Genomic DNA, 16,259 nt, shown 5'->3' with positions numbered 1-16,259 from the left:
CCTTTCCGGGAACCGGCCTCATAACTGGGGCCCGGTGAAGCAGTGAGACCTGCGCCTCCAAACCACCGGACCCCAGTCACAAATCGGCCTAGGTGTGATGTCTCGGGAGATTGGTGCGCGTGAGCGGCGGGTGGCAGTCAGCCGCTGATGTCGAAGACGACGCTTTTCTCGTCGGTGGTGAGCACGCCGCCACAGGTAGCGCAGCGGTAGTCCGTGAAGCCTTCATCGAGCGGTTCGACGGTCATCTCGTCGTGACAGCAGTCTGGAAACCTGGTCGTGTCCCAGATCGTCTCCTGCGCTCAGTTCGCGCCCGTGGATCGTCGGGGTCTACATGTCGACTCCTTTGCTCGCATTGGGTTGGTGCCGTCTCAGCGGCGGGCGGCGGCACGGCGACGGACGGTGTCGGGAAGGGTCTGGCTGCGCCAGGTGGCGAGTTGGGTGTACGCGGGCGAGAGGTCCGCGCTGATGCCGACGCGTCCGATGGACTGCTCGACCAATCCTCCCGACCGGTCACGAGCCCGGCCCGGACCGCAGAGGACAATCGCGGACCTGGTGGAGGCACTGCGGCGGCAGACCAAGCACGGGCCCGCCCGGCTGGCCGCCGACCTCCAACGGCTGCACGGCATCACGGTCGCGCCAGCCACCGCGCACCGCATCCTGGTCCGACGAGGACTCAACCGGCTGCGCGACCTCGACCCGCCGACCGGCGAGCAGCTGCGCGAGATCATCCGCTACGAACACGACCGCGTCGGCGACATGGTCCAAGTCGACATCAAGAAGCTCGGACGCATCCCCACCGGCGGCGGGTGGCGGATGCACGGCGTGGGCACCGACGCCGCCCGCGCCTCCAAACGCCTTGGCCCCGGCACCGGGAAGGTCCGCTACACCTACCTGCATACCGCGATTGACGACCACTTCCGGCTCGCCTACACCGAGGCACTGGAGGACGAACGCGCCGTCACGGCCGCCGCCTTCTGGCACCGTGCCGTCGCATTCTTCGCCGCCCACGACATCACCCCGATCCACCGCGTCCTCACCGACAACGGCTCCTGCTACCGATCCCGGGCCTGGGCAGCCGCACTCGCCACGACCAAGACGAAGCACAAGCGCACCCGCCCGTACACCCCGCGGACGAACGGGAAGGTCGAACGCTTCAACGGGACCCTGGCGCGCGAGTGGGCCTACGTCCGCGACTACGGCTCCGAGCACGAACGCCGCGTCGCACTCGCGGACTTCCTCAACTACTACAACCACGAGGGTCCGCACACCGCCCTCGGTTAGAAGCCACCGATCAGCCGAACTTCCGGCAGCGACTACCGCGTCACCTTCGACCAGCCGCCGGAACCACTCGACACCCTCCCTCGGCAAGCTGACGTTCGAGGACTTCGTGGAACCAACGTCATGAGACATCACAACTAAATGAGTGTTTGGTCCGTCCTGGGGCAGGTTCCGCGCCAGTTCAGGGTGGCTTCGCCGGTGAGTCTGCGGGACATGAGGTCGATCCACGCGAGATGGATCATGGCTTGGAAGCGGTGCGGGTGGCGTTCGTAGTCGCGGGCGAGGCTCGGGACTTCGTTGCGGCCCGCCTCAAGGTGAAGACGGCGCTGGTCAGGCGATGCCCGCCTGCCCGATCCGTGTGGACGATCACGTAATTCCCCAGGGCTGCGGTCACGTAATTCCCCAGGCCGTGGCTTCGCAGCCCGGGTCTGAGTCGGTCGCCATCAGCGGTGGTCCGGAAGACCGGCGTCTCAGGATGTAGGCACCCAGTAGCGGCGTCTCTCGCCGACTGTGTCGATGAACCGGCCCCCGTTCGTTTCGATCACGCGCCGGGAGGCGACGTTCGTCTCGTCGACAGTCAGGAGCGCCTGTGTGATGCCGAGCGAACGAGCGATGGGCAACGCTGCGGCGAGCATCGCGGTCGCGTGTCCCTGTCGGCGCGCGCTGGGTCGCACGTCGTAGCCGATGTGGCCGCCGGCCTTCTCAAGTGCCGGCGTCAGCCGGTGGCGGATGGCCAGTCTGCCCAGCATCTGGTCGCCCTCGGCCCACCACAGCGTGGTCATCGGCACGAACCAATCGGCTCGCCCGGCTGCCTCGTCGCGTTCGCTCAGCACACGCGTCACATAGGTGGCGAAGGCCGCGGTGTCGGTCAGGGCTGGTGAGTCAACGTCGCTGGCAAACCATGGAGTTGGGTAGTCGCGATCTGCGCGGAACTCGGCCACCGCCGCCAGGAATGACGTCCGCAGGCCGGTTGTCGGATCGATCAGCTCGGGCATCTCGCCATGATGCCCGTCGGACTCGCCGTGGGCCCAGCTGTTATTCGGCAGGCTGCCGAGTTCGCGGGGGGTTCGCGTTGCTCCAGATTCAACTCCCCCTGGAGAACGTCCTGTTGGACGAGAAGGGTCTCCCCGGGGCTGTCCGGCTGATTCGAGGGGGCCAAGCTGGTCGCAGGTTTGTGAGGTTTGCCAGCGGGGTCTTGGGGCCTTTGTTCGGCCGGTAGCTGGGGCCGTTCATGATGACCTGGTGACTGGCGTTGATCAGCCGGTCCAGGAGCGACTCGGCGACGACGGGGTTGGGGAAGAGCGGATATCAGTCGCTGGGTACCCTGTCGCTCGTGATGATCAAGGACCGGCCTTGCCGCTCGGAGACGAGTTCGTAGAGGTCGTCGGCCTGGGACGGGGACAGCTGGCGCATGGCGAAGTCATCGAGGATGAGCCCCCACGTCCGCCACGCTTTCATCCCGGCCGGTGCGTGCTTCTCGGGGTGGGGGCGGACTCGGTGACCGCCGCCCCCGCTTCAGCACACGACGGCCCGCATCCCGCGCGAAGCCGTCCCAACGTGCCGGTGACCCAACGAACCGACTGCGCCTCCGTCACTTCGGAGCCCGCGTTTACCGATGCCCGCCCCCTCCGGCCAGGCCTCCAGTTCCGCGCACAGACGCCGAGCTCAACACTTCGTCGGACTGCGGTATCCGGCCTGGGCTCAGGTCAGCGGAGTGTTAGCCAGGACTCGGCGAAGAATGTTCCAGGAGAGGTCGGACTCGGTAGCGAAGGGGCCGCGGTTCTTGGACTCTTCATCGATGTAGTTGAAGGAGTCACGGCTGTAGCTGTCGCCGTCGTCGTCCTGGACGGCGGTCTCCTCGGGGTTGAGGTAGACGTGGAAGCTGGCGCCGAATTCGGCGGTGGAATTCATGTAGCCGGGGCCGGTGGTGCCGCCGCCGCCGTCCATCGGGCAGTACACCCGGTGCACGGCGTAATTCTCCCTGGACAGCCACGCGCACTGGCCGGGGGTGAGGGTGAGCAGGCCGAGCTTGCGGGCGTTCCAGTCGAGGTGTTCGTAGACCATGACGTCGAGCTGGCCGGCGAGGCAGAAAACGATGCCGGTGGTGTGGCCGTGGGAGTGGATGGGCGAATAGTGCTGTGGCGGCCAGATCTCCAGGACGACGGGTGAGCCGATATCGCCCTTCGGGTGGTGGTCGCCCGGGTGGAGGTGGCCGTGTTCGGTGGCCAGGTCGTCGTAATCGCCCCGGCCGGAGCAGGCGACACGGATGTATGGCGGATGGGTGTGGTCCTCCTTGTACTTCTCCACCAGGATCTGGCGCAGCAGCCCCACCTTGTCACCGGGTTGCGCGGCGGGGGCGAGGTGTTTGCGCATCGCTTCGACCTCCCACGCGGACAGGCGCAGGTCCTCGGCTTTGCGTGCAAGGTCCATGACGGTCGGCGGAATCATCAGCTGGCGGGCGTACTCGTCGAAGGAGGTGGCCTGCCCGATCACGAGCGACGGTACGGCCTCGGCGCCCTTGAGGCGCAACTGCCGTTCCTCTTCCTTGGTGATGTGGAAGGGATACTTCGCCTTGCCGTACTCCGGGTGGTCGGCGGGCGTCTGAGCGGCGGTCAAGCTCACGAGATGACTCCTTCGTGTCTCCCAGCCGACGCGGCGCAGGGCGTCCCACGTCGGCTGGGGTGGATGAGCGACTTTCCGGGGCCAACGCATCGGCATGGGTGCGCGTTGGTTGCAGGTGTGCGGGAGGTGATGCCTGGTATCGGTCCGTGACCGAAGTGGTTGTCCGGCGCGGACTTGATCAGCGGCCGGGCAGACGCGTGGCCTTGAGCCCGTCGAGGGGATACTCCTGGGGCAGGTGAGCCGGGTCGCCCGGGACGGTGATCTGTACGGTGATCGGCCGGGACGAGCCCGCGGCGAGGAACTGGTCGTTCTCGGATTCCAGGTATGCCTTGCCGTCCTGGGCGATGACAGCCACGCCGGATGCTTCGGCTTTCGCGCCCTTCACCGTGGGCAGGTCGAAGGAGATCCGGAACCTCTTGACGTCCTCGGCCTTGCTGCCGCTGTCCTTGCTGACGGCGGGGAGCGTGAGCTCGAAGCTGTACACCCTGCCCCGGGGCTCGCTGTTCTCTCCTGTCCGGTTGAACTTCTTGGACACGGCGATCTCGTCGTAGCTGGGCGGGACCGGCAGGGGGGTGATGCGCCTCGCGCCGTTCATGATCTCAACGGCGCCGACGGAAGCCCTTCCCCGTCCGATGCGCTGCGAGTGGTCGGGGATCGTAGCCTTGGTCAGGTCGAGGTGATTGACGTTGCCTGCGGAGTCGACCGCGTAGAAGTTGCCGTCCCTGGTCGAAGAAGGTGGCCGAGTACGACTTGCGCGAGCCTGCCGTGGCGCTGGCTTCCGCGGGCGGGAAGACCCCCTCCTTGAGGGCGGTCTTCATAGGCTGCCGGCTCGGATCGACGAGCAGCAGGTCGCCGTTGTCGCCCTCCACTGAGATCAGCCGCCCGTCCTTGGGGTGATAGGCGAACTCGTCCCACCGGCCGCGTCCCGGTGCATTCCGGGGCATGGCCCGTTCTTCTTCCTTGGTGATGTGGAAGGGATGCTTCAACCTGCGGGGCTCCGGGGGCCGACGGGAGTATCGGTGGCGGTCACGCTCATGAGAAGACTCCCTCGTGTTCTCCGGTGAACGCAGCTCCGACTGCGGGTGACCGCAGTTGCATCACCGTCCCGGGTGACGCCTGGCGGCCACCCGCTGGTGGGGGCCGGCGCGGTTCAGGCAGAACTCCCGCTATGGCGGCGATCATGCACGTGCGGACTCAGCCCTGATCCTCGGACGAGGGGTAGATCCGCCACAGCTGGGAGAGGTTGGGTCCGCCCCACATGCGGGTCAGGCCCACCAGCCGGTCGTTGCCCTGGAGGTGGTCTGCGATGGCCAGGGCGTAGCGCGGGTGCACCACCGAGACCAGGTAGAAGTCATTGCCCCGCTCCGCATGGGAGACCAACCGCCAGTGCTGGTTGAGGCTGTCCGTGCGTTCTCGAAGAGTCACGACGTCGGGCGGGTTGGCCCCCGCGGTGAGACAGCGGTGGTTGGCGTACGACTCGATACGCACGGTGCCGTCGGCGTTCTGCCGCAAAAACCACCGGTGAGAGGTTTTGTCCTTGGCGAAGGGGTCCTGTGCCCAGGTCTGGGTGTGGTTGCCGACACCGTCGTGCCAGTCGTTGCACATGAAGTACGTTCCGGTGACGTGGTGAGTCATCGTCACCGATCCGCCCGCGAGCAGTACGAGGTCGCTCAAGCCATGCTCCTCAGCTTCGAGAGTTCTTCACAGGAGCGGGCGCCCCCACAACTCAGCGTAAAGAGCAGGCGGGTAATCCACAGCAAGATTAACCAGCCGTTTTCCGAGGTCAGGACCTGTCTGGTAGATCTCGAACGGGTAGACGGCGCTACTCGAACTACCTAACCGAGCGTCACTCACATGTCCCGCACGCGGCGCAACGGGGCGGCAGTGCACCGCCGGATTCGAACGGACAGGGTCAACGCCGCGCGGCAGGCGAGTACGGCAAGAGCGAGAAACTGACAGCCGTTCCGACGAACCGCCTGTCTCATACTGCGGAGTGTGATCGCTCACCACGATCTCACGTACTTCACCCGTCCCGGGCCGACTTACATCGTTCTTTCATCAGTCCGCCGTCGCACCGCGATGCGCACTGCTGCTTGCGTGGACAGTGACGTGACGACTGATCAGGGAGACCCTGATGGCGAACGCTTCCGCCGGAGATACGGCCAAGGCCAAGAAGCCCGCCACCCCGACCTGGCACGAGCTGGCCGCGGTCACCGACGCCAAGCGCCGGCTGTGGCTGCTGAGCCGCAGCCGCACCGGCTGGGCGGTGTGCGGCCGGGAGTGGGAGGCGGTGGCCGTCGAACCGATGGCGGCCGGGCTGGACGTGCTCACCGCGATGCGCGCGGGCACCCGCCGCGGCTGCCAGGTCCTCGCCGACCATCTCAGCGACCGGCTGTACGTCGCGGTGCCAGCCGACTCCAGCAACACCTTCGAGAACATCCCCGGTCCGAGTGCTCTCCGACGGACACCAACTGCTCACCCCGAGCACGCCGCAGGACGGCACGATCGCGGCCGACTGGGTCAGCCACCCGCGCGGCGACAAGACGCTGGCGCTCGTCGTGGCCGACCGGTTCGCCGCCCACCTGCGGGAGCTCACCTCCCCCGCCCCTGCGAAAACCTCCGTGTCATGAGCGATCGTCACACCGTGCTGGACGACCCCGAGGGCCGCACCGACGCGGAGCTGCCGCTCGATCGCGTAACGCACGAACGCGTGGCCAGAGTGGTGCTTGCGTGGTCCGATCCGGCAGCTTTGCGGCCCGACGATTACGAGCAGGTCGGGCTGCTGCTCGCCGGGCCGCCCACGCGGTCGCCGCCGATGTGCGCGGGCACGCAAGCAAACTGCCCGACGACGACGGACGGTGTCTTTTCGCTGAGATCGTCTGAGTGAGGCCGACGGCCACCTGTCGCAGCGGTCCCGGAACCTGCACGAGGTCAAGAACAAGGCGCGTCTGCTGCACACGCCTCCCGGACCCCCGCTCGAGCCAGATGTCGACGACTGGCAACGGGGAAACGCCGGAGCAGTAACCGTGGGAGACATCGCCAAAGGCCTGCTGGGAGGCGGTTGGGCCCTGCTGGTGGGGTGGATCCTGGCCACAGCTCTCAACCTTGCCGCGTATACCCTCGCCATTGCCCCGAGTCTGCACCGCCCCACCGTGCTCGATCCTCGGTGGACGGCATCCTACGGCCCCACCGCACTCCTGATGTTCGTGGCCGCCGTCCTGTTCGGACTCGCCCTGAACGCCCTGCAGACACCCCTCTACCGCGTCCTGGAGGGGTACGCCCCTGTGGCCAACTGCCGCATACGAGCGAGGCTGCCGATTGCAGCGATCCCGGCGCCAAAGGACAGCCGACCGCCTCGCCGACCCCGCCTCCACGTCGCCCATCCGACGCGCCCTCCTCCGGGAGAAACTCAACCGCTACCCGGTGGCAACAAGCACGTTCGGCTGCCGCATCACTTGGCGCACGGCCACGAGACGCATCGACGCCCTCCGCCAGGACCTCCGCATCGTCTCCGTCGGCCGTCCGGGAAATGAGGTTCCCCACGCGACCAGCGAAACGACCGTACCGGTGCCACGTCGTCGAAACTGGCGGTCACGCAGTCGAGTAGCGGACGCCGTCGGTGCTCACGTACAACGTCCACGTACGACAGCTCGACGACGCCTCCGCAAGGTCCACCCCAGCCGGTACGGCCACTCGGCGTCGCAAGTACCTCGCCCCGTACGACTAGGTTCGCCGGCAAGGAAGCCGAAACCACTGGGTTCGCTGTCAAACGCCTCGATTGGATGACAGAGCACATTGGACCGATCTCAGGCAAGCTGCACTGATCGGCCTTGTCCGGTCTCAAACGATCTGGTTCCGAGTCGGGTCGCCGACCTGCGGCGACCAGTTCAGTTGAGACGGGAGGAAGCCAGGAATCTCAAGTGATGTGGTCTCGGGCGAGCGGATGCCGGAGACTGTCTCAGTCGATGTGGTCCCACTTCACTGTGGCGTCGGCCGCAACCGGACCGCTGGCGTGGCTAGGACTGACGGCGTGCGAAGAGGACCGCACCTGGAACGCTCTCGTCGGAGTCGATCAGCATGTGGGCCTCGACGGTGAACCCGGCATCGCGTAGCCAGGCCGCCACTTGGTCAGGCCGGCGGCGGTGAACCTGGACGTTCATCGGGTGGCCGCCGTAGCCCTGCGTCTTCAGCCTCGACTCGTCGCCGACGTGGAAGCCGAGCAGCAGTGGTCCTCCGGGACGCACCACGCGCCGGAAGTGGCCGAAGACCGTGGGGACTGCTTCGTCGGGGACGTGAATCAACGACCAAAATGCGAGCAGGCCGACGACTGAAGCATCGGCGAGGTCGAGGTCGGTCATCGAGCCCACCTCGAACCGCAGGCGGGGGTGGTCACGCCGAGCCACGTCGATCATCACGGATGAAAGGTCGATGCCGAAAGCGTCCACACCCAGCTCGTGCAGGTGAGCGGTGACGTGTCCAGGTCCGCAGCCCACGTCCGCCACCGGTCCACCGCCGGCGGCGTGCACCAAGTCGGCGAACAGTGCCAGAGCCGCCCGAAGATACGGCGCCCCGGCCAGAGCCCCGCGGAGTTGGTCGGCATAGCTGACCGCGACCGTGTCGTAGGAGGTCCGGGTGTCTGCCAACCAGCGGTCCGCGTTCATGGCTCGACAGCGTAGTGCAGCGATCAGGATGACGAACCGGATCAACTGAGATCAACGACGAATCGGACCAGGCCACTTGAGACGGAGACCAGATCCTGCGAGACGGGACAGGCCTTCGTCTCAGCGAAGCTTGACGAACTGCTGGTTTGTCTCAGCGAAGATTGACCACTTCGGTCACGTCCGGTGATGAGTCCCGTAGACCGCCGAGCGCCAGAATCGTCATCACCACCACAGCCCCCGCCGCCACGCCGAAACCGCCGTGCGCACCGCCCGCGTCCACCACCCGCCCCGCGACCGCCGCGGCGCCCGCTATTCCTGCCGCGCTTGCGGAGTTGCCCCAGGTGAACGCCTGGGTGAGGACGGCGCGCGGGACCGACGACTCAGTGAGGACGGAGGTGAGGATCAGGAGGACCGGGACACCGAGTCCGGTCAGAGCGAGGGTGGCGCCAACCGCGAGGGGCGCGTCGAGGAAGGTCAGCGGGAGGCTCGCGACGGCGAGGCAGGCGGCGGCTGCGGCCTGGTGGCGCTGGGGTGAGCCGCCGTGGCGCCATGCTCCGTAGGCCCAGCCACCCAACAGATTGGTGCAGTTGGAGGCGGAATAGAGCAGCGCTGCCGCATCCGGTGTGCCGCGTCCGACGGCGTACGCGGCGACGGACACCTGCATCGCGCCGAAGAACACCCCGAGCGCGAGGCCGAGCGCGACCTGTCGCAGGAATGCGGAGCGGAGCAGGGCGCGTCCGGCATTCCGGCGTTCGGCGCGGCCGGTGAGGGACGGCATGGTGCGGCGCTGGGCGGCGAGGACAAGCCCGCCGCCGACGACGAGCGCAGCGGCGAGCAGCACCCCGGAGCCCGGGTGGCCCGCCGCACCGAGGACGCTCACCAGGGCCGGCCCGGCCAGGTAGGACACACCGTTGGCGAGGGCCTCCAGGGCGAAGGCGGTGGGCAGCGCGGCAGCCCGTTCGCCGGACAGCAGGGCGGACCAGCGAGCGGCGGACAGGGCGCCGAGCTCCACCGCACATCGGTGCGCGCCATCGGTCCCGCCGCACCGCACTGGGCACGCGCCACGGGCGGGCGGGCTCTGATCTCAACGGGGCGATGATCGGCCAGATTCTGCTCAGGAGGGCAACGGAGCATCGTCGTCCGGCTTCCGCGGGGAAGGTCGACCTCGGTTACCTGTTTCTGCCGCGGGCGTGGGGATACGGGTATGCCGCCGAGGCGTGCGCGGCGGCACTCGACTGGCTCGAAGGCGTCCTTCCCGGCGAGCCGGTGGTGCTCGCCACCCAGACCGCCAACGCCGGCTCGATGCGCCTCGCGGCAAAGCTGGGGTTCATTGAAGTGGAGCGGTTCCGGGCCTGGGACGCCGATCAGTGGCTCGGCCTGCGGTCCCCAAGAGCGTCTTCCGATTGAGCCCGACAGCTCGGATCCGGGTCACTGAAAACGCCGCCGCGGTGGATCACGACATCGGCAGCGCCGATCACGTCGGTGGCCTCATGGGTCCTGGTCCAGTCGTCGACGATCCGTGCTGCGGGCAGATCGACGCGCTGGCGGACCCGCGCAGTGACCTGCGCGGGCGTGCGGGCGAGCAGCCGGCGTCCCGTCGAGCTGCTGGCACCGATGTCAATGATCTTGTGAACGTCTGGACATAGAACTGGCGTGGGTTGAGCCCGGTGAACGGGGCTATCCAGGACGTCTCCGACGCCGTGATCACACGAGCCACGCCGTGATCATCCCATTCCGGCTGAGCCTTCCAGCCGGGCGAAGGCGAGGATGTCGGGGACCGCTTCGCGCAGGCTCGCGAAGTGACGGTGTACGCCGGTCACCGCAGCCGCGGTGTTGACGCCCCACACCGTCATGCCGGCCCGCAGCCCTGCTTCGACTCCGGAGGGGGCGTCCTCAACGACCAGGCAGTTCTCGGGCCGGACACCGAGCTGCTCGGCGGCCAACAGGTAGGGCACGGGCGAGGGTTTGCCTTCTTCCACTGCGGCGGCGTCCACGATGACGCGCGGGACCGGCAGGCCCGTCCGGGCAAATCGCCCGCGTACCCGGTGCTCGTAGTTGGAGGTCACGAGCGCCCATGCCCCCGACGGCAGGATGCCCAGCAGCTCCGACGCGCCGTCGAAGGCCGTATAGACGCCGGACCGGACGTCCTCGTCCTCCAGTTCGTGCAGCGCAGCCAGGCACTCCCTTGGATCCTGGTCCGGAGCCACCTTGGCGAAGGTCTCCATCGGCCGCGTCCGCAGGGCCACCCGATAGACCTCAGTCGCGTCCAGTCCGTATCGCCCCGCCCACCTTGCCCAGACCCCGCGCTGGTTGTCCACGGCGTCGATCAACGTGCCGTCGACGTCGAAGAGGACACACTTCCTAAGGCCGGGCTGCACACGCTCACTGGTCACGCCATGATCATGCCAGGAGAACCTGAAGATCATGCCACTGAGAACCACAGCATCCAGCCCCACCAGTACCACCCACTTCCATGCCTGCTCCGTCGCGGCCCGCAGCGCGACCCGGGCCGTGAGGATGTCGTACAACTCCGCGGAGTCCAAGGCTGTTGTACCGCCGTCCGTGATCGGCATTTCGTCTGAACGCGCGTTCGCCGGGTGCTCGGAGTCGGGCGTGGTCGCGGTTGAACTGCTGGTAGTGCTCGGGTTGTTCGCTGTGGTGGTAGTAGGGGGTGCGGACGGTGACGCCGGCGCCCTGGTGGGCACGGTCGGCCAGGACGAGGACCTGCCGGGTGAGGCAGGCCTGGATGATGCCGTGGGCGCGGGCGGAGGTCAGGTCGTGGGTGCGGCCGGCTGTCGCGCGGGAGAACCAGAGCAGTGTGCCGTCGGGCCGGGCGATGACCTTCACGTTCATCCCATGCCGACGGTGTTTCATCGGGTAATGCGGCTCGTCCACCTTGACGCGGTCGGGGGGATGAGGGTGCCGTCAACGATGACGTGGTCGCCTTCGCCGAGACCGGTGAGAGCCTCCTGAAGGCCGGGTGCCCAGGATGACAGGACGTCCAACGCCTCGTCGACGTAGCGCCACGCAGTGCTCTCGGATATACCGAAACCCGCGCCAAGCTGGGCGAACGTCTCGTTCTTGCGTAGGTGTACCAGGGCGAGCAGTGCCTGTTGGAAGCAACCGAGCCTGCGCCAGCGGGGGTTGCGTGCGGCGGTGCTCGTACAGCAGCCGGGCAACATGCTCGACGAGCTCGTGCGGCACGTCGAGCATGGCAGGATACGGAACCAAGCTGACGAGCCCATTTCACCCATCAGCACAGGATGAAAGAGGCTCAGTGTCGCTTGCCTGGGCTGGGCAGACTGCTTTGCGCCGTCCGTACGTTCGTTGAGGATTCGTTCACGGAGGGCCGAGCCGCGGGTTGCGGAGCTGATGGTTGCCACGGCCGTAGTTCTGGAACTTCGGTGATGCGCGACAGTTGGCACCTCCGTGCTTGACCACACCTTTGCGCATGCTGCCCCACCCCTTCGCCGCGTCCTGGGGCCGCATGCGCACCCCGCGCGCCTGCGCCCCGAAGCCTGTCGGGACAGGGGGCGATGCGCGGCCGAGTAGCAGAGGAACTGTCAGGCGTCGTTCTCCCGGACAGGGATGACAATCTCGTCGACAAGCCAGCGGGCGGCCTTGTCCGGATAGGGGCGGGGCAGCGCGAGTACGACGTGCCGGATGCCGGCAGCGGCGAGTGCGCGGACGTGGGCGCGGGTGGTGGCCGGGTTGGCGTAGTCGACGATGATCTGCGCGGAGCGGGTGATCTCGGCTGGGTCGCGGCCGATCGCCGTGCAGTGCGCGTCCAGGACGCGGGCGCGCTCGGCGATCCAGTCGGTGCCGTTGTGGGGCGGGCCGGGGACGTTCCAGATGTCGGCGTGCTCGGCGATGATGCGCAGGGTGCGGTCGCCCCAGCCGCCGAGCAGCAGCGGCGGGCCGCCGGGCCGGACCGGGCCGGGGCCGTTGCGGGTGCCACGCAGAGTGGTGAAGAGGCCGTCGTGATCGAAGACCTCCTCGGTCCACATGCGGCGCAGGATGGTGATCGTCTCGGTGAAGCGGGTCAGGCCCTCGCCGGGACTCGGGAGCGGGAGGCCGTAGGCGGCGTACTCGGCGACGGCCGGGTTGGGGCCGTCGGGCTGTCGGGTTCCGCCGACGCCCAGGCCCATGATCAGGCGCCCTTTGGAGATCACGTCCACGGTGGTGGCGATCTTTCCGAGGTGGGCGGGGGTGCGCAGCATGTTGCTGGTGACGAGCAGGCCAAGGCGGAGTCGGGTGGTGCGAGCGGCCAGCGCTGCCAGCAGCGTCCAGCCCTCCAGGACGGCGCCACCGGGCGGCGCGACCAGCGGCATCAGGTGGTCCCACAGCCAGGCGTCGTCGAGTTCGGGCAGTTCGTCGGCGTCCTCCCAGACGCGGAGGATGTCGTCGTAGGCCAGGTGCATGGGCGTCGTCTTGACGCCGAAGCGGAGCGCGCGGTGAGGTGCGTCAATGGGCATGACGATCAGGATAGGTGATCGTCAGAACTGCTGACTATCAGGCACCGGTTAGGATTTTGGGATGGCGGAGAATGACGACGACGGGGCCGCGGTCGAGGAACTGCTGGGCACGCGGCTGGGCTACCTGCTCAAGCACGCGCAGCTGCAGCTGGCCAAGCACGCCGGGCCCGCACTGGCCCCGTTCGGGCTGGACGCGCGGGAGTTGGCGGTGCTCGCGGTGCTGGCGGCAGACCGCCCGCTGTCGCAACTGGAGGCCGCGCGGCGGCTGGGCGTGGACCGTACGACGATGGTCGCGCTCGTCGACGCGCTGGAGGGCAAAGGGTTGGTGGAGCGGCGCCGCAGTGAGGAGGACCGCCGCCGCAACGTCGTTGAGTTGACAGAGCGGGGCAGACGGGCGCGGGCCGATGCGGAGAACGCCCGCGAGGCGGCGGAACGCGAGTTTCTCGCCCCGCTCGGCGAGAAGGACGCGGCGCGCCTGGTAAAGGCGCTGCAGGTGCTGATCAGAACTCCGAACAGACCCTGACAGGCCCTCATTCTGGCGGCCGCCGGTGTTGAGCAGCCCGGCGCTGGGGTCGACCAGGAAAGGCGCGGCAAGCGTCCCGGAGGTCAGGCCGATCGCGGTGGCCAGGAGGGTGAGCAGGAGGTGCTGCGCGAGCAGGGCGGCGGTGACGGTGGCAGGTCCGGCGCCGACGGCCTTGAGCAGTGCGGCACGCCGGTTGTCCCGGGCGGCGCGTGCTGTCGCGAGTGAAGCGAGGGGGACGATCGCGGCGACAGCGAGCAGCCGGCCGCCGACTCCCAGGGCGGGCTGGATGTTCCTGATCATGGCCTTGTCGGTCTGGAGGACGTCCTGCCAGCCATGCGTGTTGACCCAGTCGTCGGCCTCGCTCCAGCCGGCGAACGCGGTCGCCATCCAGTGCTGCGCCGCGGTGGGATCGTTCAGCTTCAGATAGATCAGGTGGACTCCGGGGTCGTCGCTCGACGCCCTACGGGTGTCTGCGGAAGTGAGCCACATCCTGCCGCCGAAGTCGGACGTCCCGGGCCCCTGCGCGTTGTCACTCCACGGATACACCGAGGTGGCTGCGCTGATCGCGGTTCCGACGACCGGGTAGTCACGTCCACTGACGGTGACGTGGTCACCGACGCCTACGCCGAGTGCTTTCGCGAAGCCGCGTTCGAGCACTGCGCCGCCGGGCCGTACCCAGGTGCCGGAGGTCACCAGCGGCTGGTCTACTGCGGCATCTTGAGAGGGGTCGCGCCCTTCGACCGCGGTGTGTGCACTCTTGCCGTGGGCCTTGATGTACGTGTCGAACGCGAAGACGAGGCTGGCCTGTTCGGCCACGCCGGGAGTGTCTGCGAGGCGTGCGGCCACGCCGGACGGATCGGCGGACGTCGTGACGGCGATGATGTCCGGCCCCGCGGTGGCCGCGCGCGTCTGCGCGTACCCGGTGTCGACGGCGTTACTGGTCGCAAGGCCGAGGGTCAGGCTCGTACTTGCGATGGTGACGGCGAGCAGGTAGACACGAGCCCGCGGTCACCCAGCACCAGCATCCCCGGCCCGAGGGAAGGAGCCAGGCCCTCGACCAGGACTCGTTCCTTGACCCGGTAGGAGTCGACGACCGCGTCCACGATCACGTGAATGCCGGCCTCGACCAGGACCGCCAGACGGACCAGCGGACAGCCGGTCGGCCCCTTGTCCGGCCTGGCCCGCACCCGGCCCAAGGCCGTCTCACTCGCGGCGGTGTCGGCCACCGCGAGCGTGGTGCCGTCGATCGCCATCACCCGAAGCCCCGCCAGAACGCACCCGGCGTCCGCTCGTCCGCCACCACCGCACCAGCGTGCACCAGCAGTTCCGGAACGGCTCGACGCCCAGTTTCCGGCGGGCGCGGAAGACTGCGGCCTTGTCCGGCACCCGCCACGATCCCCACCCGTCCTCGTGCCGGGCCGGCTCCGCGAGCAGACGTAATACCTCGTGACAGGGCTCAGGGCAGAACAACGCCCTGGCCAGCACGAAGTACCCCGTCAGCCGCGGAGGCAGCAGCCGCTGCCGCACCTCATGGACTTGAGTCTCCGCCAACACTGCATCCACCTGCTCTGGCGGGGAACACCTGAGTGAGGTCCCCGAGCCCCACACGATCGACCAGCCGAGCAGCCACGGAACACCACCCCTGGTATTCGTTGGACTGCCAACTCAGCCCAAGGTCAAAGGCATTGACGTTAAAGATCAAGCTAGCCGAGGCGCGTTCACCGCGCTGTGCATCCTGAGGAGCTACTCGCGCCTGACGCGCATCGTGCCCAGCATCGGGTTCGGGCGGTGCCCGGTCGGGTCATGCCGGGGTGAGCACGATCTTCTTACCGCCGGCCCGTCCGGTGACCACCCGGGCGAACGCAGCCGGTCCCTCGCTCAGCGGCAGGGATTCCGGGGCGAGTTTCAAGGTTCCCGCGGCGGCCTGCTCCGCCAACTGGACAAGCTGCGCGGCGTTGGGCTCGACGTAGAGGTCCCAACTCGTGATGCCTCGCTCCTCCGCAGGCGCGTCCGAGGTCAGGGAGCACACTCGGCTGCCGTCCCGCACCAAAGGCAGGGCAGCATCCGCCGTGCCGGTGGCGACGATGAGGGCGGCGTCGAACCCGCCGCGTACCGTAGCCGACCAGTTCGCATCGCGGTAGTCGACGACCTCCCTCGCTCCCAGACCGAGCAGGCGCTCTGCAGCGGCAGCAGACGCGGTCGCGGTCACCTCGATCCCCTTGGCCGCGGCGAGCTGGACGGCCAGGGCTCCGGTGGCCCCACCTCCGTTGGTGATCAGGAGCCGCTGGCCTTGGCTAAGGTCCAGCTTCTCCAGGGCCTGCCAGGCGGTGAGTCCGTTGACCGGCAGCGCCGCGGCGTGCACGGCGTCCAGCCCGGGTGGGCAGGCTGCCGCGTGATCCGCGTTGATCAGAACGCGTTCGGCCCAGAAGCCGCTTCCCCCGGGCAGCGGGGCCTCGTGCGCGAGCACCCGGTCACCTACGGCAAACCGGGTGACACCCGCGCCGACGGCCAGCACCTTGCCCGCGCCCTCCACTCCCAGCGCCGCCGGTGGGCGCAGCCCCACGTCCCAGCCAGCGCCGTTGAGCAGTCCGTCCCACGGGCCGACCCCGGCCGCCTCAACCGCGACCAGGATCTGACCGGGCCCGGGAGATGACGGTTCGGGCACCTCCAGCAGGGCGACTTCCTTCTCGGCCCCCGATA

16 protein-coding genes and 4 pseudogenes are annotated in these 16,259 nt (G+C 68.2%); 4 read left to right on the top strand and 16 right to left on the bottom strand.

The window, feature by feature from the left end; translation table 11 throughout:
* Positions 1 to 368: 368 nt before the first annotated feature.
* Entirely contained in the window at positions 369 to 497 is a 129-nt protein-coding gene (locus tag QF027_RS48955; RefSeq protein ID WP_307082805.1) for a hypothetical protein, read from the bottom strand.
* On the opposite strand from QF027_RS48955, the gene QF027_RS48950 reads away from it, so the two are divergent.
* Positions 466 to 1,281, top strand: coding sequence for an IS481 family transposase (locus tag QF027_RS48950; RefSeq protein ID WP_307082139.1), 816 nt, complete (start codon positions 466 to 468; stop codon positions 1,279 to 1,281). The two genes, QF027_RS48955 and QF027_RS48950, sit on opposite strands and share 32 nt — an antisense overlap.
* 134 nt (positions 1,282 to 1,415) lie before the next feature.
* Here the strand turns inward: QF027_RS48950 and QF027_RS48945 are convergent.
* From QF027_RS48945 to QF027_RS48920, 6 genes and pseudogenes are all read right to left on the bottom strand, one after another.
* A pseudogene (locus QF027_RS48945) lies at positions 1,416 to 1,562 on the bottom strand (IS5 family transposase); the annotation flags it as partial.
* A gap of 186 nt (positions 1,563 to 1,748) precedes the next feature.
* Entirely contained in the window at positions 1,749 to 2,273 is a 525-nt protein-coding gene (locus tag QF027_RS48940) for a GNAT family N-acetyltransferase (protein WP_307082138.1), read from the bottom strand.
* A 706-nt stretch (positions 2,274 to 2,979) separates the two neighbouring features.
* Entirely contained in the window at positions 2,980 to 3,900 is a 921-nt protein-coding gene (locus tag QF027_RS48935) for a hypothetical protein (RefSeq protein ID WP_307082136.1), read from the bottom strand.
* Between the two features lie 178 nt (positions 3,901 to 4,078).
* The gene (locus QF027_RS48930) at positions 4,079 to 4,495 is read right to left on the bottom strand and encodes a hypothetical protein (RefSeq protein WP_307082134.1); all 417 of its coding nucleotides are present in this window, start codon (positions 4,493 to 4,495) and stop codon (positions 4,079 to 4,081) included.
* 4 nt (positions 4,496 to 4,499) lie between these two features.
* Positions 4,500 to 4,886, bottom strand: a complete 387-nt coding sequence (locus tag QF027_RS48925; RefSeq protein WP_307082132.1) for a hypothetical protein — start codon at positions 4,884 to 4,886, stop codon at positions 4,500 to 4,502.
* 208 nt (positions 4,887 to 5,094) lie between these two features.
* Positions 5,095 to 5,574 carry an RICIN domain-containing protein gene (locus QF027_RS48920; RefSeq protein ID WP_306972343.1) on the bottom strand — a complete coding sequence of 160 codons (480 nt, stop codon included), beginning with the start codon at positions 5,572 to 5,574 and terminating at the stop codon, positions 5,095 to 5,097.
* Between the two features lie 460 nt (positions 5,575 to 6,034).
* Here QF027_RS48920 and QF027_RS48915 point away from each other — a divergent pair, with 460 nt between their 5' ends.
* Positions 6,035 to 6,787, top strand: coding sequence for a hypothetical protein (locus QF027_RS48915; protein ID WP_307082130.1), 753 nt, complete (start codon positions 6,035 to 6,037; stop codon positions 6,785 to 6,787).
* Positions 6,788 to 7,916: 1,129 nt separating this feature from the next.
* Here QF027_RS48915 and QF027_RS48910 read toward each other — a convergent pair.
* Together QF027_RS48910 and QF027_RS48905 are read right to left on the bottom strand one after the other, a co-directional pair.
* The gene (locus QF027_RS48910; RefSeq protein ID WP_306972346.1) at positions 7,917 to 8,561 is read right to left on the bottom strand and encodes a class I SAM-dependent DNA methyltransferase; all 645 of its coding nucleotides are present in this window, start codon (positions 8,559 to 8,561) and stop codon (positions 7,917 to 7,919) included.
* Positions 8,562 to 8,712: 151 nt separating this feature from the next.
* Positions 8,713 to 9,573: a hypothetical protein gene (locus QF027_RS48905; protein WP_307082128.1), complete on the bottom strand. Its 861-nt coding sequence runs from the start codon at positions 9,571 to 9,573 to the stop codon at positions 8,713 to 8,715.
* A 68-nt stretch (positions 9,574 to 9,641) separates the two neighbouring features.
* On the opposite strand from QF027_RS48905, the pseudogene QF027_RS48900 reads away from it, so the two are divergent.
* Positions 9,642 to 9,968: pseudogene (locus QF027_RS48900) on the top strand (GNAT family N-acetyltransferase); the annotation flags it as partial.
* 317 nt (positions 9,969 to 10,285) lie between these two features.
* Here the strand turns inward: QF027_RS48900 and QF027_RS48895 are convergent.
* From QF027_RS48895 to QF027_RS48885, 3 genes and pseudogenes are all read right to left on the bottom strand, one after another.
* Positions 10,286 to 10,954 carry an HAD family hydrolase gene (locus QF027_RS48895; RefSeq protein WP_306972348.1) on the bottom strand — a complete coding sequence of 223 codons (669 nt, stop codon included), beginning with the start codon at positions 10,952 to 10,954 and terminating at the stop codon, positions 10,286 to 10,288.
* 187 nt (positions 10,955 to 11,141) lie between these two features.
* Positions 11,142 to 11,774 (bottom strand): annotated as a pseudogene (locus QF027_RS48890) (transposase family protein); the annotation flags it as partial.
* Positions 11,775 to 12,124: 350 nt separating this feature from the next.
* A complete protein-coding gene (locus QF027_RS48885; RefSeq protein WP_307082126.1) occupies positions 12,125 to 13,036 on the bottom strand; it encodes an LLM class flavin-dependent oxidoreductase in 912 nt (303 codons plus the stop codon).
* Positions 13,037 to 13,097: 61 nt separating this feature from the next.
* On the opposite strand from QF027_RS48885, the gene QF027_RS48880 reads away from it, so the two are divergent.
* Positions 13,098 to 13,559: a MarR family winged helix-turn-helix transcriptional regulator gene (locus QF027_RS48880; protein ID WP_306986401.1), complete on the top strand. Its 462-nt coding sequence runs from the start codon at positions 13,098 to 13,100 to the stop codon at positions 13,557 to 13,559.
* Between the two features lie 66 nt (positions 13,560 to 13,625).
* On the opposite strand, the pseudogene QF027_RS49955 reads toward QF027_RS48880, so the two are convergent.
* From QF027_RS49955 to QF027_RS48865, 4 genes and pseudogenes are all read right to left on the bottom strand, one after another.
* A pseudogene (locus tag QF027_RS49955) lies at positions 13,626 to 14,519 on the bottom strand (ABC transporter permease); the annotation flags it as partial.
* A complete protein-coding gene (locus tag QF027_RS48870; protein ID WP_307082124.1) occupies positions 14,516 to 14,812 on the bottom strand; it encodes a hypothetical protein in 297 nt (98 codons plus the stop codon). The pseudogene QF027_RS49955 and the gene QF027_RS48870, both read right to left, overlap by 4 nt.
* Positions 14,763 to 15,167, bottom strand: a complete 405-nt coding sequence (locus tag QF027_RS49950; RefSeq protein WP_373431992.1) for a transposase domain-containing protein — start codon at positions 15,165 to 15,167, stop codon at positions 14,763 to 14,765. Before QF027_RS49950 ends, QF027_RS48870 begins: the two co-directional genes overlap by 50 nt.
* A 193-nt stretch (positions 15,168 to 15,360) precedes the next feature.
* Entirely contained in the window at positions 15,361 to 16,224 is an 864-nt protein-coding gene (locus QF027_RS48865) for an NADP-dependent oxidoreductase (RefSeq protein WP_307082123.1), read from the bottom strand.
* Positions 16,225 to 16,259 lie beyond the last annotated feature (35 nt).

The organism is Streptomyces canus (assembly GCF_030816965.1).
Taxonomy (GTDB): Bacteria; Actinomycetota; Actinomycetes; order Streptomycetales; family Streptomycetaceae; genus Streptomyces; species Streptomyces canus_E.
Note: the sequence above shows the minus strand (reverse complement) of the source record. Positions and strands in the feature narration are given on the sequence as shown.